The sequence below is a fragment of the Streptomyces sp. NPDC006435 genome, assembly GCF_040612315.1.
Taxonomy (GTDB): Bacteria; Actinomycetota; Actinomycetes; order Streptomycetales; family Streptomycetaceae; genus Streptomyces.
In genome coordinates this window covers 23,513-46,924 of the sequence record NZ_JBEXPY010000012.1, presented here as the reverse complement: position 1 = coordinate 46,924, position 23,412 = coordinate 23,513, and the positions used below count along the sequence as shown (strand labels likewise).

At 72.4% G+C, this 23,412-nt stretch carries 19 protein-coding genes; 10 read left to right on the top strand and 9 right to left on the bottom strand.

What is annotated here, in order from left to right:
• Positions 1-146 precede the first annotated feature (146 nt).
• Together ABZZ04_RS14880 and ABZZ04_RS14875 are read right to left on the bottom strand one after the other, a co-directional pair.
• Entirely contained in the window at positions 147-1,436 is a 1,290-nt protein-coding gene (locus ABZZ04_RS14880) for an alpha/beta hydrolase (protein WP_356932589.1), read from the bottom strand.
• A 194-nt stretch (positions 1,437-1,630) separates the two neighbouring features.
• Positions 1,631-2,809 carry a steroid 3-ketoacyl-CoA thiolase gene (locus ABZZ04_RS14875; protein ID WP_356932588.1) on the bottom strand — a complete coding sequence of 393 codons (1,179 nt, stop codon included), beginning with the start codon at positions 2,807-2,809 and terminating at the stop codon, positions 1,631-1,633.
• A gap of 282 nt (positions 2,810-3,091) precedes the next feature.
• On the opposite strand from ABZZ04_RS14875, the gene ABZZ04_RS14870 reads away from it, so the two are divergent.
• The gene (locus ABZZ04_RS14870) at positions 3,092-4,375 is read left to right on the top strand and encodes a cytochrome P450 (protein WP_356932587.1); all 1,284 of its coding nucleotides are present in this window, start codon (positions 3,092-3,094) and stop codon (positions 4,373-4,375) included.
• Positions 4,376-4,486: 111 nt separating this feature from the next.
• A complete protein-coding gene (locus tag ABZZ04_RS14865; RefSeq protein WP_356932586.1) occupies positions 4,487-5,572 on the top strand; it encodes an AEC family transporter in 1,086 nt (361 codons plus the stop codon).
• A gap of 155 nt (positions 5,573-5,727) precedes the next feature.
• Here ABZZ04_RS14865 and ABZZ04_RS14860 read toward each other — a convergent pair whose 3' ends face one another.
• On the bottom strand, positions 5,728-7,734 hold the full coding sequence (locus ABZZ04_RS14860; protein WP_356932700.1) for a bifunctional glycosyltransferase 87/phosphatase PAP2 family protein: 2,007 nt from the start codon (positions 7,732-7,734) through the stop codon (positions 5,728-5,730).
• Positions 7,735-8,186: 452 nt separating this feature from the next.
• On the opposite strand from ABZZ04_RS14860, the gene ABZZ04_RS14855 reads away from it, so the two are divergent.
• Positions 8,187-9,239, top strand: a complete 1,053-nt coding sequence (locus ABZZ04_RS14855; RefSeq protein WP_356932699.1) for a DUF2330 domain-containing protein — start codon at positions 8,187-8,189, stop codon at positions 9,237-9,239.
• A gap of 115 nt (positions 9,240-9,354) precedes the next feature.
• Positions 9,355-9,867 carry a GNAT family N-acetyltransferase gene (locus tag ABZZ04_RS14850; RefSeq protein ID WP_356932698.1) on the top strand — a complete coding sequence of 171 codons (513 nt, stop codon included), beginning with the start codon at positions 9,355-9,357 and terminating at the stop codon, positions 9,865-9,867.
• A gap of 121 nt (positions 9,868-9,988) precedes the next feature.
• On the opposite strand, the gene ABZZ04_RS14845 is transcribed toward ABZZ04_RS14850, so the two are convergent.
• Complete coding sequence (locus tag ABZZ04_RS14845; protein WP_356932585.1) at positions 9,989-12,043, bottom strand: MDR family MFS transporter; 2,055 nt, start codon at positions 12,041-12,043, stop codon at positions 9,989-9,991.
• A gap of 198 nt (positions 12,044-12,241) precedes the next feature.
• Between ABZZ04_RS14845 and ABZZ04_RS14840 the strand changes: the two genes are divergently transcribed.
• A complete protein-coding gene (locus ABZZ04_RS14840; protein ID WP_356932584.1) occupies positions 12,242-13,459 on the top strand; it encodes a peptidoglycan-binding domain-containing protein in 1,218 nt (405 codons plus the stop codon).
• A gap of 234 nt (positions 13,460-13,693) precedes the next feature.
• Positions 13,694-14,356 carry an HAD-IA family hydrolase gene (locus ABZZ04_RS14835; RefSeq protein ID WP_356932583.1) on the top strand — a complete coding sequence of 221 codons (663 nt, stop codon included), beginning with the start codon at positions 13,694-13,696 and terminating at the stop codon, positions 14,354-14,356.
• Between the two features lie 35 nt (positions 14,357-14,391).
• Here ABZZ04_RS14835 and ABZZ04_RS14830 read toward each other — a convergent pair whose 3' ends face one another.
• A complete protein-coding gene (locus tag ABZZ04_RS14830) occupies positions 14,392-15,129 on the bottom strand; it encodes an ABC transporter permease (protein WP_356932582.1) in 738 nt (245 codons plus the stop codon).
• A gap of 279 nt (positions 15,130-15,408) precedes the next feature.
• On the opposite strand from ABZZ04_RS14830, the gene ABZZ04_RS14825 reads away from it, so the two are divergent.
• The 3 genes from ABZZ04_RS14825 (at position 15,409) to ABZZ04_RS14815 (ending at position 18,576) form a co-directional block, all read left to right on the top strand.
• The gene (locus tag ABZZ04_RS14825; protein WP_356932581.1) at positions 15,409-16,053 is read left to right on the top strand and encodes an HNH endonuclease family protein; all 645 of its coding nucleotides are present in this window, start codon (positions 15,409-15,411) and stop codon (positions 16,051-16,053) included.
• Positions 16,054-16,989: 936 nt separating this feature from the next.
• Positions 16,990-17,436 (top strand): DoxX family protein, encoded by a 447-nt coding sequence (locus tag ABZZ04_RS14820; RefSeq protein WP_356932580.1) that lies wholly within the window; start codon positions 16,990-16,992, stop codon positions 17,434-17,436.
• A gap of 468 nt (positions 17,437-17,904) precedes the next feature.
• Positions 17,905-18,576, top strand: coding sequence for a VTT domain-containing protein (locus tag ABZZ04_RS14815; RefSeq protein ID WP_356932579.1), 672 nt, complete (start codon positions 17,905-17,907; stop codon positions 18,574-18,576).
• On the opposite strand, the gene ABZZ04_RS14810 is transcribed toward ABZZ04_RS14815, so the two are convergent.
• The 3 genes from ABZZ04_RS14810 to ABZZ04_RS14800 all read right to left on the bottom strand — a co-directional run bounded on the left by ABZZ04_RS14810 (position 18,563) and on the right by ABZZ04_RS14800 (position 20,232).
• Positions 18,563-18,787, bottom strand: coding sequence for a DUF2277 domain-containing protein (locus ABZZ04_RS14810; protein ID WP_148834866.1), 225 nt, complete (start codon positions 18,785-18,787; stop codon positions 18,563-18,565). The two genes, ABZZ04_RS14815 and ABZZ04_RS14810, sit on opposite strands and share 14 nt — an antisense overlap.
• Before the next feature lie 113 nt (positions 18,788-18,900).
• A complete protein-coding gene (locus tag ABZZ04_RS14805; protein WP_356932578.1) occupies positions 18,901-19,335 on the bottom strand; it encodes a hypothetical protein in 435 nt (144 codons plus the stop codon).
• Positions 19,336-19,575: 240 nt separating this feature from the next.
• Complete coding sequence (locus ABZZ04_RS14800; RefSeq protein WP_356932577.1) at positions 19,576-20,232, bottom strand: hypothetical protein; 657 nt, start codon at positions 20,230-20,232, stop codon at positions 19,576-19,578.
• Positions 20,233-21,717: 1,485 nt separating this feature from the next.
• On the opposite strand from ABZZ04_RS14800, the gene ABZZ04_RS14795 reads away from it, so the two are divergent.
• Positions 21,718-22,665 carry a peptidoglycan recognition family protein gene (locus ABZZ04_RS14795; protein ID WP_356932576.1) on the top strand — a complete coding sequence of 316 codons (948 nt, stop codon included), beginning with the start codon at positions 21,718-21,720 and terminating at the stop codon, positions 22,663-22,665.
• A 175-nt stretch (positions 22,666-22,840) separates the two neighbouring features.
• On the opposite strand, the gene ABZZ04_RS14790 is transcribed toward ABZZ04_RS14795, so the two are convergent.
• Positions 22,841-23,380, bottom strand: a complete 540-nt coding sequence (locus ABZZ04_RS14790; protein WP_356932575.1) for a flavoprotein — start codon at positions 23,378-23,380, stop codon at positions 22,841-22,843.
• Positions 23,381-23,412 lie beyond the last annotated feature (32 nt).

Below are 23,412 nucleotides of genomic sequence, written 5' to 3'. Positions count from 1 at the left end.
CCGGACACGTTCCGTACTGGCGCATGCCCGGTGACGCGGTGACGCGGCCCCGGCCGGATCTCCCGGCCGGGGCCGCGTCGTGTCGTCGGTGACTGTCCCGTGTCGGCTGCGCGGACCGTGTCGTCGGTGCGGACCGTGCCGTTCCGTCAGTGCCGCCCGGCGAGTCGGTCGAACCAGCGGACGATCTGCGGGCCCGCCTTCATGTACGTGCCGTTGTGGTCGACCTCGCCCTGGTCCACGACCCGGGCCCGGACGCCGTGCGAGGCCAGATCGGCGGCGCAGTTGCGGGCGTTGGCGATCGGCACGTCGGTGTCGCCGGACGAGGAGTGGAGCCGCACCGGGACGTCCGGCTTCCAGTCGCAGTTGCCGTCCTGGGCGCGCGCCGCGGCCAGCAGCCCGCCGGTGGGGTGCTGCGCCTGCCGGTAGTAGTCGTCGGTGAGCAGCTCCTTCAGCGTCGCGGGCAGCGCCGGGATGATCTCCTCCTCGGTGTGGTTGGTGTCGAAGAGCCGGTCGACGACGTCCGCGTACGGCTTCCGGAACGCCTCGGAGGTGTCCTTGTAGAGCGGGTGCAGCCGACTCTGCGCGGTGAGGTAGTACGTCATGTAGAAGACGGCGCTGATGTCGTTGACCCGGCCGTCGAACAGGGCGGGCATCTCCGCGTGCTCGATGTCGTAGGGGCCGGAGACGGGGGCGAGGGCCCGGAGCCTGAAGTGCCGGTCCGCGCCCTCGTCGAGGGCCCGGCCCAGGGCCATCGCCACCTGGCCGCCCTGGGAGAAGCCGCTGGCGTACACGTCGCCGGTGAGCGGGCGGTGCAGCTGCCGCGCGGCGGTGCGGGAGGCCCGCAGCATGTCGACCGAGGCGGTGACGGCGGACTTGGTGTCCATGTACGGGTGGCGGCCCGGCCCCTTGCCGAGGCCCAGGTAGTCGGGGGCGGCGACGGCCCGGCCCGCCGAGGCGTGGAGGTAGGGGGCGAGGCGGCCGAAGCCCTCGCCGACGGAGGGCGCGTAGTCGCGGTGGGCCATCGTGCCGTGGGTGTCGGAGACCAGGTCCAGCCTGCGGGGGCCGCCCTCGGGGAGGACCAGGAGCCCGGTGGCGGTGGTGGGCGCGCCCTGCGGGGTGACGGTGCGGTAGGTGAGGCGGTAGGCCCGCAGGCCGTGGCGGACGGTGCCGGTGTCCATGCCGGCCCCGGCGAGGAAACCGGCGACGGCGGACCGGTCGAGGGCAGCCACGGGGGTCACGCCCAGGAGGGTTCCCCGGCCGTGCGCCGCGGCGTGCGGGCGCGTCTGGTCCGGTGCGCCGGAGGGCTGCTGGGCGAGGGCCGGTGCGGTGCCGAGCGCGGTGAGGACCATCGCGGCGGCGGCCGCCGTCACCCGTCGTGCGACGCGGCGCCGCCCCTGCAGGGTCCGACGGTTCGTGGGGCTGGTGTCGTTGTCCATGACGACGACGCTATGGGGCCGCGTCCGTCGCGGACATCGGTGTGGGCCCCGGCCGGGGGTGTCGCCAAGTACACCCCGGGCCGGTGGTGTTGCCAGGTCTGCCGTCGGACGGTCACGGGGTCACGGCCGCCCGGCGTTCACGGATCCGCGGTCTTCGTCACCGGCACCGTCGCAGCCGCCGCACGGCCACGGGGTCATAGCCGCTGGATGATCGTTCCGGTCGCGAGCGCGCCGCCGGCGCACATCGTGATCAGTGCGAACTCCTTGTCGCGGCGCTCCAGTTCGTGCAGCGCCGTGGTGATCAGCCGGGCCCCGGTGGCACCCACCGGGTGACCGAGCGCGATGGCCCCGCCGTTGACGTTGACCTTCGCGAGCCCGTCGAGGTCCCGCTCGAACACCCGGGCCCAGCTCAGCACCACCGAGGCGAAGGCCTCGTTGATCTCGACGACGTCGATGTCCTTGAGCGACATCCCGGCCCTGCCCAGCACCGCGCGGGTCGCGTCGATCGGCCCGTCGAGGTGGAAGTGCGGGTCCGCGCCGACCAGCGCCTGGGCGACGATGCGGGCGCGCGGTTTGAGCTTGAGCGCGCGCGCCATCCGCTTGGACGCCCACATGATCGCGCAGGCGCCGTCGGATATCTGCGAGGAGTTGCCCGCGGTGTGGATCGCGGTGGGCATGACCGGTTTGAGCCGGCCGAGCCCCTCCATCGTGGTGTCGCGCAGCCCCTCGTCCCGGTCGACCAGGCGCCACATGCCCTGCCCGGCCGCCTGCTCCTCCTCGGTGGTCGGCACCTGGACCGCGTACGTCTCCCGCTTGAAGCGCTCCTCGGCCCAGGCGACGGCGGCCCGCTCCTGCGAGAGCAGGCCGAACTCGTCGACGTCCTGCCGGGTCAGTCCGCGCCTGCGGGCGATGCGCTCGGCGGCCTCGAACTGATTGGGCAGGTCCACGTTCCACTCGTCGGGCCAGGGCTTGCCCGGCCCGTGCTTGGAACCGCTGCCCAGCGGCACCCGCGACATCGCCTCGACGCCGCAGCTGATGCCGACGTCGATGACACCGGCCGCGACCATGTTGGCGACCATGTGCGAGGCCTGCTGCGAGGAACCGCACTGGCAGTCCACGGTGGTGGCGGCGGTCTCGTACGGAAGCCCCACGGCGAGCCAGGCGTTGCGGGCCGGGTTCATGGACTGTTCGCCGGCGTGGGTGACGGTGCCACCGACGATCTGCTCGACGCAGTCGGCCTGGATGCCGGTGCGGCCGAGGAGTTCTCGGTAGGTCTCGCCCAGCAGATAGCCGGGATGCAGATTGGCGAGCGCCCCCTGGCGCTTGCCGATGGGGGTGCGTACGGCTTCGACGATGACGGGTTCCGCGGCCATGAGCTCGTCCTCTCCTCACACGTCCGCAGAGGCGTCCCGGCGCCCGCGGAGTGGAACTAGTACGCGTTCTAGTTCTACGGGCAGTCTCACGAAGGCCACCCCGAGTGTGCAAGGGTCTTGCACGTGGCCGCCGCCCGCTTCACACCCGCCCCACCGGGTCCTCACGCAACGAATCGGCCACCACCTCTTGCCAGTTGTAGAACTCGTTACTACCTTTCGGGCAACTTCTGATGGGTCGTCAGACAGTGTTCGGGCGGCTCTCGGACCGACCTGGAGTTGCCGATGCCCTGCCCCCATCTGCCCGAAGGGTTCGACTTCACCGACCCCGACCTGCTCCAATCCCGCATCCCGCACCCGGAGTTCGCACAGATGCGGCAGACCGCGCCGGTCTGGTGGTGCGCCCAGCCGGCCGGTGTCTCCGGTTTCGACGACGAGGGCTACTGGGTCGTCACCCGGCACGCCGACGTCAAATACGTCTCCACCCACCCCGAGCTGTTCTCCTCGAACACCAACACCGCGGTCATCCGCTTCAACGAGTCGATCAGCCGCGACCAGATCGACGTCCAGAAGCTGATCATGCTGAACATGGACCCGCCCGAGCACACCCGGGTCCGCCAGATCATCCAGCGGGGCTTCACGCCGCGGGCGGTGCGCAGCCTGGAGCAGGCCCTGCGCGACCGCGCGCGTTCGATCGTGTCGGCCGCGCGCGCCGCCGCCGACACCGACGGCTCGTTCGACTTCGTCACCCGCATCGCCGTCGAACTGCCGCTCCAGGCCATCGCGGAACTCATCGGCGTACCGCAGGAGGACCGGGCCAAGATCTTCGACTGGTCCAACAAGATGGCCGCGTACGACGATCCCGAGTACGCGATCACCGCGGAGGTCGGCACCGAGGCGGCCATGGAGATCGTCTCGTACTCGATGAACCTGGCGGCCGCCCGCAAGGAGTGCCCGGCCGGGGACATCGTCTCGCAACTGGTCGCCGCGGAGGGCCAGGGGAACCTCTCCTCCGACGAGTTCGGCTTCTTCGTGATCCTGCTCGCCGTGGCCGGCAACGAGACCACCCGCAACGCCATCAGCCACGGCATGCACGCCTTCCTCACCCACCCCGACCAGTGGGAGCTCTACAAGCGCGAACGGCCGGCCACGACCGCCGAGGAGATCGTCCGCTGGGCCACTCCCGTGGTCTCCTTCCAGCGGACCGCCACCCAGGACGTCGAACTGGGCGGACAGTCGATCAAAAAGGGGCAGCGGGTCGGGCTCTTCTACTCCTCGGCCAACAACGACCCCGAGGTCTTCGAGAACCCGGAGGACTTCGACATCCTCCGCGACCCCAATCCCCACCTCGGCTTCGGCGGTGGCGGGCCGCACTTCTGCCTCGGCAAGTCCCTGGCCGTGCTGGAGATCGATCTGATCTTCAACGCGATCGCCGACGCGCTGCCGGACCTGCGACTGCTCGACGACCCGCGGCGGCTGCGCTCGGCGTGGCTCAACGGGATCAAACAACTCCAGGTCGGCGTCGGTACCGGTACCAGTACCGGGGACGGGGCCGAGCGCGCCGGGTGACTTCGGGCGGCGGGGGCCGCTTCTCCCATGCCCGGCCCCCGCCGTCCGTCGCGGCACGGCCCGCACCCCGGCCGAACCCCCGTACGGGAGGCGCACGAAGGCACGAGGATCATGGCGGGCATGCACGCCCTGCTCTCCGCCTTCGCCCCCATCTGGACGCTGACCGCCATCGGTTACGCGGTCGGCCGCAGCGGCCTGCTGGGCCGGCAGGCGGAGGCCGTGCTCGGCCGGTTCGTCTTCCACGTGGCCATGCCCGCGGCCCTGTTCACGATGGTCTCCGGGGCGCGGCTCGACTCCTTCGCCAATCCCTCGATGGTGGCCTTCGCGGCGGGCACGGCGCTGGTCTGCGGTCTCGGCTTCCTGACGGCCGGCCGGCTCTTCGGCCGGGGCACCGCGGACCGGGCGATCGGCAGCATGACGTCGGGCTACGTCAACTCCGCCAACCTCGGCATCCCGGTGGCGGTCCAGGTCCTCGGCGACGCCTCGTTCGTCGCCCAGATCATCCTGTTCCAGGTGCTGTTGGTCTCGCCCGTGATCCTGACGCTGCTGGACTCGGGAACGGGTACGGGCACGGTCGGGGCCGGTACCGGGGGCGGTGCGAGGTCCGGGAGGGCCGTCGTGCTGCGGCGGATGCTGACGATGCCGGTGCGCAACCCCATCATCATGGCCTCGTTGCTCGGCGTGGCCGTCTCCGCGCTCGGGCTGCGGCTGCCGCACGCCCTCGCCCACTCCTGCGACCTGCTCGGCGCCGCCGCCGTGCCGACGGCCCTGATCACCCTGGGCCTTTCCCTGAACACCCGCCCGGCCGAGAACGGTTCGACGGCCCCCGCGCGGCACCCCGTGCCCGCGAAGGGCACGGAACACCCGGCGCGCACGGAACACCCGGCGCGTACGGGGCTCCTGACACGCACGAAGCGTGTCGAGCGTGCCGAGGTCGTCGTGACGGTGGCGCTCAAGACACTGGGCCAGCCCCTGATCGCCTTCGCCGTCGGCGGCCCGCTGCTGCATCTGCCGGAGCACCAACTGCTGGCCGTCGTGCTCTGCTCCGCGCTGCCGACCGCCCAGAACGCCTTCATCTACTCCCAGCAGTACGGCCTGGACACCCGCCCGGCCCGAAACGCCGTGGTCGCCTCGACGGTGGTCTCCATGGCCACGCTGTCCCTCGCCACCTGGGCCCTGGGTGCGGCCCCCTCCTGAGCCGTTCGAGTGGCGAACCGGCGTGAACGGGCGGATCCTGGTCAGGCGGCGATCCACGCCGAAGGGGTGTCAGGACGATGCGTTCGTCCCGGCACCCCTTCGGCCCTTCGTGGGTTCCGACCGGTTCCGACCGGTTCCGTTCTGCCCGGTTCCGGTCAGTTCCGTTTGCCTGCCACCGCGTCGGCTGTCGCGTCCGCCGTCGCCGTTCTCGGTGCCGGTGCTGATGCAGATGCAGATGCCGGTACCGTCCGCTCCGTCGCACCGGGTCCGCCCGGTTCGTCCTGCGGTGCGTGCCGCGGCCCCGACAGGACGTAGGTCAGTCCGAAGCCGAGCGAGACCACGACCGCGCCGCCCACCGCGTCCAGCACCCAGTGGTTGGCCGTGGCGACGATCGCGGAGACCGTGAACAGCGGGTGCAGCAGCCCCAGCGCCTTCATCCACGCCTTCGGGGCCAGCACGACGACGATCACGCCGCACCAGAGCGACCAGCCGAAGTGCAGCGAGGGCATCGCCGCGTACTGGTTGGTCATCGAGGTCAGCGTTCCGTAGTCCGGCTTCGCGAAGTCCTGGACGCCGTTCACCGTGTCGATGAAGCCGAGCCCCGGCATCAGGCGCGGCGGGGCGAGCGGATAGAGCCAGAAGCCGAACAGGGCCAGGACCGTGGCGAAACCGATCGTGCTGCGGGCCCAGCGGTAGTCCGCGGGACGTCGCGCGTAGAGCACGCCGAGAATCGTCAGCGGCACGATGAAGTGGAACGTCGTGTAGTAGTGGTCGAAGAAGCCCCTCAGCCGGCCGATCCCCACGACCGCGTGGTTGACCGCGTGCTCGATGTCGATGTGCAGCCACTGCTCGACGGCGTGGATCTGGCGGCCGTGGCGTTCGGCGGTGCCCCGACCGGCCGTCGCCGCGAGCCTGACGTGCGAGTACGCGGAGTACACGACCCTGATCAGGAGCAGTTCCAGCAGCAGGTTGGGCCGGCCGAGCACCCGCCGCCAGAACGGCAGCAGCGGGATCCGGCGCCACCGGGCGGGGGCGGGGGCCGCGTACCGGGTGGGGACCGGGTGCTGCCAGTGCTCCGAGGCGCGCGGCAGGAACGGCACCGCACAGGCCGCGGCGATCGCGGCGATCAGCAGCACGTTGTCGCGCAGGGGGAAGAGGACCGCCATGTTCGGCAGCAGCATCTTCCCCGGCAGGGTGATGACGAGGACCACGACCACGGGCCAGACCGGCCGGTCGGCGGCCCGCCTGCCGACCCGTCCGACCACGGCGAGCAGCACCCACAGCAGCTGGTGCTGCCAGGCGGTCGGCGAGACGGCGACGGCGACGCAGCCGGTCACGGCGACGGCGAGCAGCAACTGCCCGTCCCGCGCGTACCGCACGGCGCGACGCAGCCCGACCCGGCAGACGACGGCCGCCAGCACCACCAGCAGCGCGATCTCGAGCGGGCCCGTGAGCCCGAACCGGAGCAGCGCGCCGTGCATGGACTGGTTGGCCAGGTCGGCCGCGTCGTCGCCGAGCCCGGCCCCCGCGACGTGGTGCACCCAGTACGTCCACGAGTCGCCCGGCAGCACCGCCCAGGCCAGCATCGTGCAGACGGCGAACGTGACGCCGCCGGCCGTCGCCGCCCGGCGGCGCCCGATGAACCACAGCAGGGCGGCGAAGAGCAGCACGGTCGGCTGGAGCGCCGCCGCCAGGCCGATCAGCACGCCCGGGGCACGTTCCCCGCGGACCACGAAACAGCCCAGCAGCACCAGCAGGACCGGCAGGATGCTGGTCTGTCCCAGGTGCAGCGCGTTGCGGACCGGCAGGGAGAGCATCAGCAGGCTGATCGCGACGGGGGCGGCCAACAGGGCGGTGCGGCGGGTGACCGGCCCCGGCAGGGCACGGGCCGCGACGACGCCCAGTGCGGCGACGAGCAGCAGCGAACCGAAGGTCCAGGCGACGCCCAGGTTCTGTTCCGCGGTTCTGGCCAGCGGTTTCAGCACCAGCCCGGCGAACGGGGTACCGGTGAACCGGTCGCTGTCGTAGAGCGAGCCCGGCACGTGCAGGACGCCGTTCTCCCCGATCCAGGTCTCCAGGTCGGTGAGCCGTTCGCCCCGCGGCCGTCTCAGCACCACCGCCATCTGCCGTACGGCCAGTGCCGCCACGACCAGCCAGAGCAGGGCCCGAACCGCCCCGGTGCCCGCCGCCCCCGTCCCCGTCCCTGTCCCCGCCGCCCCCGTTCCCGTGCCCATGCCCGTCGCCGCGCCTGTGCGCACACCCTGCTCCGCATTCGCCACGCTGCGCCGATCCTCCCGCCGGTCCTGTGCCCGCCGCTCGACCCGGGCGCGCTGTGAAACTTTCGCATTACCGCACGAGATAGACCCAATCCGCCCTTCCTTCACCTGCCCGTCATCCCGCTTTTATTCGAAAAAAATCCCAAATCACCGGACATACGGCCGATATCGATGCCGGGCCGGAACCGGAACCGGAATCGCTGCTCGCACGTCCTCACCCGTATTCGTCGGCGTACGGGGGAGGAAAGCGGCGCATGCAGGTGCAGGGCTCAAGGGGGAAGCCGCGTCCGCGGGGCGGGCGGCGCGCATGGGCGGTGCGGGCACTGTCGTTGCTGTTGATGCTGGTGTCGCTGCAGCTCGGCTCGTTGATCGACCCGGCGTACGCGTGCGGCTGCGGGGCGATGGTCCCGAGGGGCGAGAACCGGGTCTCGGTCGACCGGGAGACGTCGGTGGTGTCCTGGGACGGCCGTACCGAGCAGATCGTCATGCGGCTCACGGTCCGGGGCGACGCCCCCGAGGCCGCCTGGATCATGCCGGTGCCGCACCGCGCGAGCGTGGAGCTCGGCGACTCGGACCTCTTCTCCGAACTCTCCGCCCTCACCGCTCCGGTGCACGAGGTCAGGCACTACTTCTGGCCCCGCTCCGACGACTGGCCGTTCGACTCCTCGATCGGTGACGGGGTCGGGGCGCCCTCCGCCGGGGCCCCGTCGGTCTCGGTGGTCGGCCGGGAGCGGCTCGGCCCCTTCGACGTGGCACGGCTGGCGGCGACCGACCCCGAGGCTCTCCAGGGCTGGCTGGAGGACAACGGGTTCGAGCTCCCCGACCGGCTGGCGACGGCGCTGGAGCCCTATGTCGAGCAGAAGTGGGAGTACGTCGCGGTCCGGCTCGCTCCCCGCGAGCGGGGAAAGCCGCTCGTCGGCAGCCTCGAACCGCTGCGGCTGCGCTTCGCCAGCGACCGGCTGGTCTACCCGATGCGCCTGTCGAAGCTCGCCTCGACGCCGCAGGAGCTGGGCCTGTACGTCCTCGCCGCGCACCGGATGGAGCCGAGCGGCCCGATCGGCGGCGACGCGCCGGAGGTCACGTACGCGGGCCGGATCGACCCCGCGTCGGAGCACGGCGGCGCGGACGCACTGGCCGAGATGACCGGCGGGAAGCCGGTGTTCCTCACCGCGATCGAGCAGTCGTTCCCGCGCCCGGAGCGGATCGACGGCGACCACGAGCTGCGCGCGGCCGACGCCGACACCCCGTACCGGACCGTGGTGTACACGGACCGGCTGCTGACCGTGGCCGGCATCCCCGCCTGGGTGCTGACGCTGCTCGGGGTCGTACTGGCCGCGGTCGTGGTGGTGCGGCGGTCCCGGGGGCGGCGGCCGGTGACACCACTGGGGTGAGGACGGACCGGCCACGGCGAGAACGGGCAGGCCGGGCGACCCGGGAATTCGTTCGCCTGCTCGGTCGCGCCCGCCCAGAATGACCGGCATGACTGGCACCACCGACACGACCGGCATGACTGGCGCGGCCGGCACCACCGACGCGACCTGGGCCTCGGCCCCCGAGGCGTTCGACTCGCCGGACTCCGCGCTGCTGCGGCGCGACTACTACGACGAGGTGGCGAGCCGCTACTGGGGACGGCCCGCGACCGCCGAGGAGATCGACGAGGGGCTCACCGACGACGGCGCCGAGCGGCTCGTGCCGCCCACCGGCGAGTTCGTCGTCGGCCGGTTCGGGGGCAGGCCCGCCGCCTGCGCCGGTCTGCTGGTGGTGGACACCGGCGTCGCGGAGCTGACCCGGGTGTTCGTGCGCCCCGAGTACCGCGGCACGGGCGGCGGCGCGCTGCTCATGGCGGCGGTCGAGGACGCGGCGCGCGCCCTCGGCGTACGCACGCTCAGGCTCGACACCCGCAGCGACCTGGTCGAGGCCCGCGGGCTCTACGCCAAGCACGGCTACCGGGAGGTCCCGGCGTTCCACCGGCGGCAGTACGCGGAGCACTGGTTCGCGAAGGACCTGCCGGAACAGTAGGGGCCCGTCCGGGACCGTGGAAGCCCCTGCCGTGCGGTGCGGCATGCGGTGCGGTTCCGTCCGGGCCGCATGACCCTGCTCGGGCCGTGCGGTCCCGTTCCGTTCGGCCGCATGGCTCCGTTCACGCCGCGTGATCCCGTTTCGGTTCGGGGCCGGGCGGCTGTTCCCTGCTCGACCCGCTCGTCTCGGAGGTCAGTTCCGCCACGAGTCCGACCAGGTCGGTCGGGCGTTCCGGCCCCCACCAGTCGCCCAGCAGCTCGGCCATCGACTCCTCCCGGGCCTCCGCGAGCCGCACCACCGCCTCCTCGCCGGTCTCGGTGAGCACCAGTTGCACGCCCTCGCGCCGGACCAGTCCGCGCTCCTCCAGCTGACGGACGGCCTCGCTGATCGCCCGCAGCGGCACGGGGGTGGTGTCGGCGAGCACGGAGGGCTCGACCGTGCCGTGCCGTTTGATCCGCAGCAGCATCCAGCTCGAAGCGGGCAGCAGGTCGTAGCCCGCCCGCTTGGTGATCTTCACGTAGATCCCGCGACGGCCCTCCCGGGTGGCGAGCACCGACAGGGCACGGGCGCATTCGTCGTAGGAGGACCGCTCGACCGGGTTCGACGCCAGGGTCTCGGTGGAGTCGGGGGCGGTCACCGAGCCGCGCAGCTTGTCCTCCTTGAGGAACCAGGCGAAGACGAAGGCGATCAGCACGACGGGGGCCGCGTACAGGAACACGTCCGTGATCGAGGTCGAGTACGCGTGGAGCACCTCCGGGCGCAGCGCGGGCGGCAGCTGTCCGATGGCGCGCGGGTCGGCGGCCAGCCCTTCCGCACTGGCCCCGGGCGGCAGCGACTGGCCGGCGAGCACCGCGGTCAGTTCGTCGGTGAGCCGGTTGGTGAAGATCGTGCCGAAGACGGCGACGCCGAACGAGGCGCCGATGGAGCGGAAGAAGGTGGCCCCGGAGGTGGCGACGCCGAGGTCCTGGTACGTGACGGCGTTCTGCACGACCAGCACCAGGACCTGCATCACCAGGCCGAGCCCGGCACCGAAGACGAAGAAGTAGACGCTCATCTGCCAGGTGCTGCTGGTCTCCGTGAGCCGGTGCAGGAGCAGCAGTCCGATCGTGGTGATGCCGGTGCCCGCGATCGGGAAGACCTTCCAGCGGCCGGTGCGGCTGACGACCTGCCCGGACGCGGTCGAGGTGAGGAGCAGGCCGAGCACCATCGGGAGCATGTGCACGCCGGACATCGTCGGCGTGATCCCGTGCACCACCTGGAGGAAGGTCGGCAGATAGGTCATCGCGCCGAACATCGCGAACCCGACGACGAAGCTGATGACGGCGACGAGCGAGAAGGTCCTGATCCGGAAGAGCTTCAGCGGGATGACCGGTTCGGCCGCGCGGCGCTCCACGCCCACGAAGGCGACCAGCAGCAGCACGCTCAGGACGGTGAGGCCGATGATCTGCACCGAACCCCAGGCCCAGGTGGTGCCGCCGAGCGAGGCGACGAGGACGAGGCAGGTGGCGACGGACGCGATGAGGAAGGTGCCGAGGTAGTCGATGGTGTGCTTCGTGCGGTGGACCGGGATGTGCAGCACGGCGGCGATCACGAGGAGCGCCACGACACCGATCGGCAGGTTGATGTAGAAGACCCACCGCCAGCTGAGGTGCTCGGTGAAGAACCCGCCCAGCAGCGGCCCGAGGACGCTCGTGGCGCCGAAGACCGCGCCGAACAGCCCCTGGTACTTGCCCCGCTCGCGCGGGGCGACGATGTCGCCGACGATCGCCATCGAGAGCACCATGAGACCGCCGCCGCCGAGGCCCTGCAGGGCCCGGAAGCCGATGAGCTGCGGCATGTTCTGGGCGACGCCGCAGAGCGCCGAGCCGATGAGGAAGATGACGATCGCGGTCTGGAAGAGCTTCTTGCGCCCGTACTGGTCGCCGAGCTTGCCCCAGAGCGGGGTCGCGGCGGTCGAGGCCAGCAGATAGGCGGTGACCACCCAGGAGAGGTGCTCCAGTCCGCCGAGGTCGCTGACGATCGTCGGCAGCGCGGTGGAGACGATGGTCTGGTCGAGTGCGGCCAGCAGCATGCCGAGGAGCAGCGCGCCGATGGCCACGAGGACCGACCGCGTGGAACGGCCCTCACCGGGTATCGGGGCGGGGGCCGGGGTCGGGGGGCTCGAATGCTGGGCCATGGAACATCTCCTCGGGTCCGCTACATCCCCATCCTGGACGTTCTGCCTCGTTACGGCCTGCCGAAGAGGTGACGACCGTTCTCCGGACGGTGTCGCGTTTCGGCCTGGTACCGGGTGTCGCATTTCGGTACGGCATTGGGCATCCCGGCTGCGGATTGCATAATCGCAAGGCATTCGAACGGGGAGGGGCCCACCACAATGACCGGACATATGTGCCCGGAGTGCGGCAAGGACAACGGAACGGGCGGAAGGCCCGAGGCCGGCCGGGGGGCCGCCCCGGGTACCGGCTGCACCTGCGGACAGCGGACGCCCGAGCGGTACGGGACACCGTCCGAGCAGCACCGGGCGACACCCGGGCCGACGCCCGAGCAGTACGAGGCGCGGTACCGGGCCGCCGAGCGGCAGCGGGCCGAGCGGTCGGCGGCCGACGAGGCGGAGCGGGCGGCGGCGGAGGACTTCGACCCGCTGCGCATACGGCCGTACGTGACGCTGGGGAACGACCCGTCGACGGCCGCCCCCGAGAAGCCCGGGGGCCCGCGCGAACCGCATGGACCTCACGGACCTCACAGACCCGTCGCGGGAGCGGGAGCGGGAGCGGGAGCGGGAGCGGGAGCGGGAGCGGAAGCGGAAGCGACGATGCCGCTCCGGCTCGGCCCGGTGGCGGGCCCGGCGACAGGCCCGGCGGCGGGCGGCGGCCCGACCGGGATGCCCGACACCACCGCCCTCGACTCGCCCTTCGCGCCTCCTTCCGTGCTTTCCGCTGCCGCCCCCACCGCCCCGATCGCGACCGGCGCGCGCCCCGAGGAGACCGGCCGGCGGCGCAGGCCCTTCGTGGCGGCCGCGATGGGCGCGGTCGCGATCGCCGTGGTGGGCACGGCGGCCTTCGCGAGCGGACTCCTCGGGGGCGGCAGCGGGGACACCGACCACGAGCAGGCCCTGCCGAGCACGGTGGCGAGCCTCCCCGATGCGACCCTCCCGTCGGAGGAGCCGGCACCGGCCTCCACGTCGGCCTCGCCCTCCTCCTCACCGGCCCCCGCGACGCCGTCCGCCCCGGCTTCGCCGAGCGCCTCGCCGTCCCCCTCCGCGTCCGCCACCGCCTCCCGGCCGTCCACCGCCCCGTCCGCCACGCCCTCGAAGTCCGCGGACCCCACGGCCACGGACGCCGCGCCCCCCTCGCTGACCAGGGGCACGCTGCGCTACGGCGACCAGGGGCCCGGGGTGACCGAGCTGCAGCACCGCCTGACCGAGATCCGGCTCTACGCCGATCCGGCCGACGGCAACTACACGAGCCGGGTCGAGTACGCCGTGAACGCCTACCAGACGTACAAGTCGATCAAGGGCGACTCCCCGGGGGTGTACGGCCCCCACACGCGCCGCGCCCTGGAGGCGGAGACGACGGGCCGGGGGAACTCCTGACGCCCCGGACTCGAACCCGTGCCGGGACCAGGGCCGGGGGAACTCCCGGCATCCCGGTCCGGGAGGGGATTGGCTTTCCCCGGCAGGTTTTTGTATCGTGATGGAACAAAGTAGCCTCGCCCGCCACCCCTGACCGGCGGGCGAGGCTGCTTGTCCCTTTTCCAGCTTCTCCGCGTTTTCGCACCCTTCCCCGCGTTCTCGCGTTCTCGCGCCCCCGCACCCTGGAGCCCGCCCATGCCGGCCACCGTCCTCACCGCCCGCGCCCTCCTGCTCGACATGGACGGCACCCTGGTGAACTCCGACGCCGTGGTGGAGCGCTGCTGGCGGCGCTGGGCGCTGCGCGAGGGGCTGGACCCGGAGGCGGCGCTGAAGGTGGTCCACGGGCGGCAGGGCTACGCCACGATGGCGGTGCTCCTCCCGGACCGCCCGATGGAGCAGAACTACGCGGACAACCGCGCCATGCTCGCCGAGGAGACCGCCGACACCGACGGCGTCGTCCCGATCGGCGGCGCGCCCGCCTTCATGGACGCGATCGCCGAGCTCCCGCACGCCCTGGTCACCTCGGCCGACGCGGCCCTGGCCCGGACCCGGATGAACGCGTCCGGTCTGCGCATCCCGGCCGTCCGCGTCACCGCCGAGAACGTCGGCGCCAGCAAGCCGGACCCCGAGGGCTTCCTCAAGGGAGCGGCCGAACTGGGCTTCGCCCCGGCGGACTGCGTCGTCTTCGAGGACTCGGAGGCGGGCATCGCGGCCGGCCGCGCGGCGGGCATGCGCGTCGTCGGCGTCGGCCCGCGCGCCGCGGCCCTCTCCCCCGACGCCCACGTCGAGGACCTGACGCGGGTACGGGTGGAGGCGGCGGCCGACGGCTCGATCCGCCTGCACGTCGACGCGCGATAACCCGCCCCGGACCGCACCGCGCCGCCCCGACGGGCTCACTCCTCCCGGTGCAGCCGCCCCCGCGCCACCAGTTCGAGCACCGTCGCGACGGCCGCCGCCTGCACGGCCATCAACGCCACCAGCACGAACAGCTGCACGGCCCCCGCCTGCACCGGCGAGGCGCCGCCCAGCAGCATGCCCACGAAGGCACCCGGCAGGGTGACGAGCCCCACCGTCCGGGTCTGATCGAGCCCCGGCAGCAGCGCGTCCGACGCCGCGGGCCGGGCGATCTCCAGCCGCGCGTCACGGTCGAGCAGCCCGAGCGCCATGCCCGCCTCCACCTCGCCGCGCCGGCTCGTCAGCTCGTCCAGCGCCCGCCTCCCGCCGAGCACGGTCGCGGTCAGGGCGCCGCCGATCAGGATGCCGGTCACCGGGATCAGGGCGATGCCCCGGACCGGGAGCAGTCCGGTGAGCAGCAGCAGGGCGACCACGGGCACGACCCCCGCCGCGATCGGCAGGGCCGCCCACCACCAGGTGCGGTTGCGGGTGATCCGGCGACCCGCGGTCCGTACCGCCACGACGTACATCAGTGCCACGAACGCGAGCAGCGGCGGCAGCGCGTGGACCACCCAGCCGATCAGCAGGGAGACCGCGGCGAGTTGGACCGCAGCCCGCAGCCCGGCCAGCAGGATCTCGCGCGACCGGCCGAGCGAGGCCAGGGCCGCGACCGCGGCGGCAGCTGCGAGCAGTAGTGCGAGGACCACCCCGAGCGTGGCATTGACCGGTAGCAGCACCCCGCAACCCTACGGCCGGCCCGCTCCGGACCGCCTTCGCGAACCGATTGCCGCAGCCGTCCGCCTGGCGTCGTGTCAGCCCGCGGGACGGCACGTGCGCCCGCGCAGATGCGGACGTACGCCCCCATGCTCCAGCCAAGTTGGCCGGAACCCTTGATGTGACGTGCCCATGTCGCCACTCTGTTACCTGGTGCCCACCCCACGGAAACCTGGTGCCGTCACGATGGCCGGGCCCCACGGGTCACCCGTCCAAGTTCCCCCCACATCAAGGGAGTTCGCATGTCAGGTGTCTACGCGCGTCGCCTCGCCGTCGTCGCCGCATCCGCCGCCTTCGCCGCAACCTCCGCACTGCTCACCGCCCCCACCGCCCAGGCGGCCATGCCCACTCCGGTCTCCGCCTCGACCGCCCGCTCGTACCTCGGCGACCTGACCGTCTCCCCCGAGGGCTCGTCCTCCGGCTACAGCCGCGACAAGTTCCCCCACTGGATCACCCAGTCGGGCGCCTGCAACACCCGTGAGGTCGTGCTCGAACGCGACGGCACGAACGTGGAGCAGAGCTCCACCTGCGCCGCCGTCAGCGGCAGTTGGTACTCGGAGTACGACGGCGCCACCTGGACCGCCGCGTCCGACCTGGACATCGACCACATGGTCCCGCTCGCCGAGGCCTGGCGCTCGGGCGCCAGCAGCTGGACCACCGCCCAGCGGCAGGCGTTCGCCAACGACCTGACGCGCCCGCAGCTCATCGCGGTCACCGACAACGTCAACCAGTCCAAGGGCGACAAGGACCCGGCCGACTGGCTGCCCTCGCGCACCTCGTACCTGTGCACGTACGCGCGGGCCTGGGTGCACGTGAAGCACTACTACGACCTGAAGGTCGACTCGGCGGAGAAGAGCGCCCTGCAGGGCATCCTCAACAACTGCTGACCCGGGCGACGGAGACGGGGCGCACGCCTCCCCCGGCGCACCGGCGGGAGGCCGCCGACCCGGCCGGCCCGCCCCACCCGTACGGAGCCGCGCACCCCGCGCGGCTCCGTACGCGCGTGCGCGCGGGCCCCCGCAACCACGCAGCTCCGTACACGCCTGCGCGCACGCACGCACGCGCGCGGGGCGCGGGACGCTCCCACGACGCCCGGCGGTGCCGGATACGGCCTCCGGAAACACCGACGTGTTTTCGGCCGAGTACGACGACGCGTGGTGGACACGCGGGAAACCGGCGCCCCGCCATCCGGCCGCGAGCGGCACCCGGCACCGGAAGCGCGGGCCGGGACCGCGCGCGGGCCCCGCCGGACCCCGGACCGGACCGATCGGCGACGGACGGACCCACCGGCACCGGCGCACCGGAGCTCCCCGACCCGGCACACCCCGGCGGCGGTATGTGCACCGGCGGGCGATGTGCTCCCCGCGCCCGTCGCGGAGCCGGCGGCCCCCTTTCGCGACGCCCGGCCACACCCCGCGACCCGCGCCGCGCGGCTGACCTGCCCGCGCCCGCGCGCGAACCGCCCCCGACGCACCCCGGACCGGATTCCGCTTCGCCCCGCCCCGGCACGTCGGCGCCCCGGCGCCCCGAAGCCGGTCCACCTCGCCCCGAACGCACCCCGGCCGCGCTCGTACCGCATCCCGGCCGCCGGCCCGTGGCCCTCCTCGCCGGTGGCCGGAAAGTTACGCCGCCATTGGTTCAGGCCAAGGCGCCGCATCAAGGACCGCAGATGGAGGCGGTACCACCTCATGGGCTGGCTGACGAGCACATGACGACTTTCGGACACTTGCAGGATGTTGAAGTTGCAAGCATTGGTGAGGTTTCCCTAATCTGTGCCACTCAATCGGTTCACGTCCCCACCAGACCGAAGGAGCACGCCCCCCATGAACACACGCCTGAACCAGGCTCAGCCCTATGTCCTCTGCCTGTTCCGAATAGTCACCGGCCTGCTCTTCGCCTGCCACGGCGCCTCGTCGCTCTTCGGGTTCTTCGGCGGCGCCCACTCGGCGTCCGTCGGCGCCTGGCCCGGCTGGTACGCGGCGGTCATCCAGCTCGTCGGCGGCATCCTGGTGATGCTCGGCCTCGGCACCCGCGTCGCGGCCCTGATCGCCTCCGGCTCCATGGCGTACGCCTACTTCAAGGTCCACCAGCCCGAGGCGCTGCTCCCGATCGAGAACAACGGCGAGCCCGCCGCCATCTTCTGCTGGGCGTTCTTCCTGCTGATCTTCACCGGCCCCGGCGCCCTGGCCCTGGACCAGCTGTTCACCCGGCGCGGCGCGGAGAGCGGCGACACCGACGCCCGCGAGAAGACGTCGGCCGTCACGGCCTGATCCGCCCGGGGCCCAGCCCTCCCGACCGTGGAGACCGGGGCACCGCCCCGGGACCGACGGACGGGCCCGTCGCCGCCCACCGTGAACCGGCTCCACCCGCGGCCGACCGGCCCGTCGCAGGCCGCTCCCCTTCCCTGCGACCGCCCCCGTCGGGCCCCACCACCGGGACCGCCCTCGAAACCGCCTCGGGCCCGCATCGGGCCCCGAGTCAGGACCCGCCCCGAGGCCCGCCTCAGAACCTGCCGAAGGCCCGGCTGAAGGCCCCGCGAAAAGACCCATTCCTCACGTACATCCGGATGTGCGCCCGGAACCGATGCTTCCCATTTACGGGTGTACGTGAGGTTCCCAACATCATCCGTATTTTATCGATCACCGGATAAACGGCAGGCGTACGCTTTGCAGCCGACCCTGCCGCTCCTGCCGCTCCCCCGCGACGTCGCGGCGCTTTTCCGGAACGGGGAGTAGTAGGTGCTTGAGAGTGTGGGTGCACTGACCGGCAGCCCATGGATCTACGTCGTGGTGGCCCTCTCGGTGCTCCTGGACGTCTTCCTGCCCGTACTGCCGAGCGGCGTGCTGGTCATCACCGCCGCCACGGCCGCCGCCGCCGGTTCGACGACGGTCGCGGGTGCCGCCTCCGCGGCGGGCGCGGCCGAGCAGGTGCCCCAGGTGCCCTCGCTCCTCGCCCTGATCCTCTGCGCGGCCAGCGCCTCGGTGCTCGGCGACCTCGTCGCGTACCGGCTGGCCTGGCGCGGCGGGGCGCGTCTGGACCGGGCCATCGCCCGCTCCCGCCGCCTCACGTCCGCGCAGGAACGCCTCGGCGCGGCCCTGTCCCGCGGCGGCATCCTCGTCATCATCGCCCGCTTCGCCCCGGCCGGACGCTCGGTGGTCTCCCTGGGCGCGGGCGCCGCGCATCGCGACGTCAAGGAATTCCTGCCCTGGTCGGCCCTGGCCGGGGTGGCCTGGGCCGGTTACAGCGTGGGCCTCGGCTACTTCGGCGGCCAGTGGCTCGGAGCGACCTGGGTGGCCACGGGCATATCCGTGTTCGCCCTGTTCATGGCGGGCGCCCTGGCCGCGTACCTCATGCGCCGGCCGGCCGCGGAAGCCGCCGCGGCCGCCCCGGCGACCACTACGACGCCCTGACGCCGCCCCGTACCTCCAGCCCGTCCAGGAGTCTGGCGGTCGCCCCGGCGATCTCGTCGACGGCCCGGTCGAACACCTCCTGGTTGTGCGCGGCCGGGGCCCGGAAGCCGGACACCTTGCGCACGAACTGCAGGGCGGCGGCGCGGATCTCCTCCTCGGTGGCTTCCTCGGGGAGGACGGGCGGGCGAAGGGTCTTGATGCTTCGGCACATGCCCCCAGTGTGAACCGGGCCACTGACAACGCCCCGCCGTCCCACCGATCCGCCCACCGGCCCGCTCGCCGGTCCGCCCCGCCCGGACGATCAGCCCGCCCGGTCCGTCCCGCTCAGACGATCGCCTTCGAGCGGTCCGTGCACAGGGCCCAGATCACGAACGTGTCGATGGCGATCGAGATGATCGCCCAGATCGGCTGGTACGGCAGCCAGACGAAGTTGACGATCAGGTTGATGGCGGCGATCACCACGCCCGTGGCGCGGGCCCAGAGGGCGCCCCGGAGGATGCCCCAGCCGACGAGCCCGAGCACGATGCCGAGCACGAGATGGATCCATCCCCAGGCGGTCACGCTGAATTCGAACGTGTAATTCCCGATGCGCGTGTAGACGTCGTCGGAGGCGATACCGGCGACGCCCTTGATCACCCCGAAGGCACCGTCCACGAGGAGCAGGACGCCGGCGAACATGGTGCCTCCGGCCGCCCAGGGATTGCTGTCCTCCGGGGCTGCGGAACCGGTCCGACCGGGTACGGGCGCCGAGTGAGCCATGGGAACCTCCTTGGCCGTGACGGGACGGCGAACAGAACCGACCCTGCGGGGCGCCCTCCCCCGCGACCACTCGGGCACCCCCATGCGGGTGAGCCCGAAACACCCGGCACCGCGCCCCCGACCACCCCGCGACGCCACTCAGCCGGCACCGCCACGCCGCCGTGCCGGGGCTCGGCCGCCCCTCCGCGCAGCAGTCCCTCCGCGCAGCCGACACTCCACGCAGCCGTCCCGGAACGCGCCCTACGACGACGGCAGCCGCGTCACCTTCGAGACCCGGCAGGTCATCTTGCCCGGCACCTTCCCCAGTCCCTGGGCCTTCTCCACCGACTTCTGCCCGGCCGCCAGATCGGTCGCGGTCGCCAGCCCCGAGGCCCGACGGGTGCCCTCCCCGTCCACGAACTCCACGGACACGATGTAGGACGCCTGGTCCTTGGAGTGGTTCACGATCTCCACGTCCGCGTCGGGCCACTCGGTCAACGAGTCGATCGCGCACCTGGTGATCCGCACGTCGCCCGTGACGTCCCGGGCGGGCAGCTCCGTGGGGGCGTCGGACGCGTCGGACGTCCCGTCCGGCGCGGGCGTGCCCTCCTCGGCCGGCGTCCTGCCCTCCGAGGCCCCGGCCACCGGCCGCTTCGAGCCGTCCGACGGCGAGTCGTCGCTGCCCAGGACCGCGATCAGCACCCCGAGCGCCAGCAGGACGGCCGTACCGCCCACCACGGACAGCGTGACGATCAGCCCGGTACGGGACTTCTTCGGCGGCTGCGGGTAGCCGTACGCCCCGGGGCCGGGCTGCGGCCAGTGCTGGTACGGCGCCCCCTGTGAAGGATCCTGGGCGGACGGGAACGGCGGCGGGGGCGGCTGCTGCCCCGGCTGTGGCGGCGGATAGCCGTACGACATGGATGATCCCCCCTGGGACAGGACCTGTTCGAACGGACATACGTTACGGCCAGGCCCGGCCCGCCCTTCGAGCAGGGGGAGAAACAGGAGAGTGCGGGGTAGGACAGAAAGAGTCGCCCCCGCACCCGGTCCACCACCGTCACCGCCCTCACCGTCGTTGCCATCACCCTCACCGCAGCCGCCGTCGCCGTCACCGCTGATGCGGCGGACACAGGTCGAACCTAAACTGGCGTGAACACGAAGATCCCGGACAAGGGAGACACGTCATGGCCAAGCGCGGAAACAAGCGACGCGCCCGCAAGAAGAAGAACGCCAACCACGGCAAGCGCCCCAACGCCTGAGCCGAATCCCCCCGAACTCCCGAGCCACCGAACCACCGAGCTCTCGAACCGCTGAGCCCCCGAATCGCTCCGCGCCCCTCCCGCCCCGTGCGGGAGGGGCGCGGCTTCCGCGCGCACCGGCGCGGACGTCCCGGTCCGGCCCGATCGGACCCACGCTTTCCCCCACGTACAACACCCCGTCGCCGTCCTGTAATCGGACCGGGGGGTCAAGGGTGCGAACCCCGCGTCCACCCGCGCGAGTGCGGTGTGGGATCACTTCCGTACATCGGTGGGTCGCGTGCTCACAGGGTTCCTACTGTCAGCGGTATTGCTCGACGACCGCAACGGGGGGTTACCCGTGACGATGACAACCAAGGCGTACGAGGTCGACCGGCAGGACCTCGTCCGCGCCCTGCGGCCGGGGACCGGGGCCGTCCTTCCGGTCCGTGGACCCGTCCGCCGCACGCCCGGACCGTGCGTACCACCGCCGGTACCGGGCCGAACAGCCGTGACCGCACCCGGCATCGACCCCGGGGACACCACCGTGGGCAGTGCCGGGGCCCGGCCCGAGCCGCACCGCCCGGACACCCCCCGATGACCCCTTCCCCGGCCACGCCTCCCCCGACGGGACGGCGGCCGGGCCGAGGCACCACCCATCCATCGGAGAGGAGGACGGCACCATGCGATGCAGCAAATGCGGCGCCCAGATGAGCCAGACCGCCGGCGGCTGGTGGCAGTGCTGGGGCTGCGGCAACAGCCAGCCCGGCTATGCGGAAGCCGACGAACGGCCGTACGCGGACCGGCGCACCCCGACCGGACGGCCGCCGGACGGGAACCCGGACGGGAACCCGGACCGAGGAGCGGCCGAACCCCGCCCGGTGCCCGTACGGCTGACGGTCCGTACACGTTGTCGACCCCGCAGTCGAGTCCGACCGCCGTCACCGGGGTATGGAACCCGTACGGGTCGGTCGTCACCGCGGAGCAGCCCGCGTTCGCGCGGACACCGACGAACGGCATGAAGCACACGGTCACGGCGGCGGATCACCGCCGGCGCGGCTCCGTGCTCACGGGTGGAGAAGATGGAGCGGATCGACAACACGGCGAACGCGCCCCGCCGACGGGGTTCGCAACGTCACGTACACCTCGGGCTGAAGGGGAGGAACACATGGCACAGCCCATGACTGCCGCGCGGGTTCTGTCCGCACTGCGCGCTGAGGGTGTCCGCGTGGTGGAGGTCGGCAACTGGCGCACGCACAACCGGAACTCGAAGGGCCCCTGGGGCCCGGTCAACGGCAGCATCGTGCACCACACGGTCACCAAGGGGACGGCGGCGACCGTGGCCATGGTCCGGGACGGGTACGCGTCCCTGCCCGGTCCGCTGTGCCACGGGATGATCGCGAAGGACGGCCGGGTGCACATGGTCGGCTGGGGCCGCGCCAACCATGCCGGTGGCGGCGACCCCAAGGTGCTGGACCAGGTCATCGCCGAGTCCTACGGCACGCGCCCGACCCCGCCCACGAAGGGCAACGCCAACGGGGTCGACGGCAACGCCCGGTTCTACGGCTGGGAGTGCGAGAACCTCGGCGACGGCAAGGACCCCTGGCCCAAGGCGCAGTACGACGCGATCGTCCGGGTGCAGGCCGCGCTGTGCCGGGCGCACGGCTGGTCGGCGAAGTCCGTGATCGGCCACCTGGAGTGGTCGAACGACAAGGTCGACCCCCGTGGTTTCACCATGTCGAAGCTGCGTTCCGACGTGGCCGAGCGCCTCAAGCACCCCGCGAGCTGGAACCCGAACGAGGAGGACCCCATGGCAGGCATCACCAAGCGCGACATCTTCGACGCCGTCTGGAAGACCGATGCGATCGGCGGCCCGTCGGACGCGGCGGACCACGCGACGAACCCCACGTGGCAGCCGCAGTCCATCCTGAAGGACATGCAGGCCCGCATCCGTTCCATGGACAAGCGGATGGCCGCCCAGACCGCCGCGATCACCGCCCTCGCCGGCCAGCTCGGCAAGGGCGCCGACACCGCGACCATCGTCACCGCGGTCCGGACCGCGATCGAACAGGCCGTGGTCGACGACAACGCCACGGCCGACACCAACGGGGCCTGACGGCACCGGGATTCGTCCGGGTTCCGGCCCGTGACGGCGATACGGCCCTCGCGCCCCGCCGTCACGGGCCCTCTCGCGACATCCCCCGTACGACTCGCGGGTCCCGGAGCCCGTCGGCCGGTCCCGGTCCTCCGCCGCGTCCCCACGGGCCGCCCGGGTCACGGCCCCGCCCCGGTCACCGGCCGCGGTCCGGGGCTCCGACCGCGTCCAGGGCGAGGTGCCAGGGGAAGCCCTCGGGCCGGCGTTCGCCCGGCTGGTTCGGCTCGAATCCGCCCGGCCCGTAGAGCACCGTCACCCCGGCGTCCCGCAGCGTCGCCACCGACAGGTCGAACCGGGGGTGCCGTGCGTAGGCCGCGTTCAGACACGGCATCACCACGGTCGGGATCTCCTTGCCGATCGCCTCCGCGGCCACCCCCACCACGAACTTGCCCGTCAGGCCGAGGGACCACTCGTTGACGGTGTTGAAGGTGGCCGGCGCGAACAGGATCGCGTCCGCCTTCGGCCACACGTCCGGCTCCCCGGGCAACTTGTACTCGAAGCGCACCGGATGCCCCGTCAGCCGCTCCAGTTCCGGCAGCCGTTCAACCAGCCACCGGGCCGAAACCGGTGTTAACCCGAGGCACACGTCCCACCCGCGGGCGCGGGCCTCCTCGATGGCTCCGTCGACCTCGAGAACGGGTGGGGCGGCGGATCCGAACAGGTACAGAGTCGTCATGCCGTCATACGACCACACCCGTGACCACCCCC

Excerpts from the sequence above, each read along its gene's own strand:
- ABZZ04_RS14880 (WP_356932589.1), bottom strand. The coding sequence starts at position 1,436 with ATGGACAACGACACCAGCCCCACGAACCGTCGGACCCTGCAGGGGCGG.
- ABZZ04_RS14875 (WP_356932588.1), bottom strand. The coding sequence starts at position 2,809 with ATGGCCGCGGAACCCGTCATCGTCGAAGCCGTACGCACCCCCATCGGC.
- ABZZ04_RS14870 (WP_356932587.1), top strand. The coding sequence starts at position 3,092 with ATGCCCTGCCCCCATCTGCCCGAAGGGTTCGACTTCACCGACCCCGAC.
- ABZZ04_RS14865 (WP_356932586.1), top strand. The coding sequence starts at position 4,487 with ATGGCGGGCATGCACGCCCTGCTCTCCGCCTTCGCCCCCATCTGGACG.
- ABZZ04_RS14855 (WP_356932699.1), top strand. The coding sequence starts at position 8,187 with ATGCTGGTGTCGCTGCAGCTCGGCTCGTTGATCGACCCGGCGTACGCG.
- ABZZ04_RS14850 (WP_356932698.1), top strand. The coding sequence starts at position 9,355 with ATGACTGGCGCGGCCGGCACCACCGACGCGACCTGGGCCTCGGCCCCC.
- ABZZ04_RS14845 (WP_356932585.1), bottom strand. The coding sequence starts at position 12,043 with ATGGCCCAGCATTCGAGCCCCCCGACCCCGGCCCCCGCCCCGATACCC.
- ABZZ04_RS14840 (WP_356932584.1), top strand. The coding sequence starts at position 12,242 with ATGACCGGACATATGTGCCCGGAGTGCGGCAAGGACAACGGAACGGGC.
- ABZZ04_RS14835 (WP_356932583.1), top strand. The coding sequence starts at position 13,694 with ATGCCGGCCACCGTCCTCACCGCCCGCGCCCTCCTGCTCGACATGGAC.
- ABZZ04_RS14825 (WP_356932581.1), top strand. The coding sequence starts at position 15,409 with ATGTCAGGTGTCTACGCGCGTCGCCTCGCCGTCGTCGCCGCATCCGCC.
- ABZZ04_RS14820 (WP_356932580.1), top strand. The coding sequence starts at position 16,990 with ATGAACACACGCCTGAACCAGGCTCAGCCCTATGTCCTCTGCCTGTTC.
- ABZZ04_RS14810 (WP_148834866.1), bottom strand. The coding sequence starts at position 18,787 with ATGTGCCGAAGCATCAAGACCCTTCGCCCGCCCGTCCTCCCCGAGGAA.
- ABZZ04_RS14805 (WP_356932578.1), bottom strand. The coding sequence starts at position 19,335 with ATGGCTCACTCGGCGCCCGTACCCGGTCGGACCGGTTCCGCAGCCCCG.
- ABZZ04_RS14800 (WP_356932577.1), bottom strand. The coding sequence starts at position 20,232 with ATGTCGTACGGCTATCCGCCGCCACAGCCGGGGCAGCAGCCGCCCCCG.
- ABZZ04_RS14795 (WP_356932576.1), top strand. The coding sequence starts at position 21,718 with ATGGCACAGCCCATGACTGCCGCGCGGGTTCTGTCCGCACTGCGCGCT.
- ABZZ04_RS14790 (WP_356932575.1), bottom strand. The coding sequence starts at position 23,380 with ATGACGACTCTGTACCTGTTCGGATCCGCCGCCCCACCCGTTCTCGAG.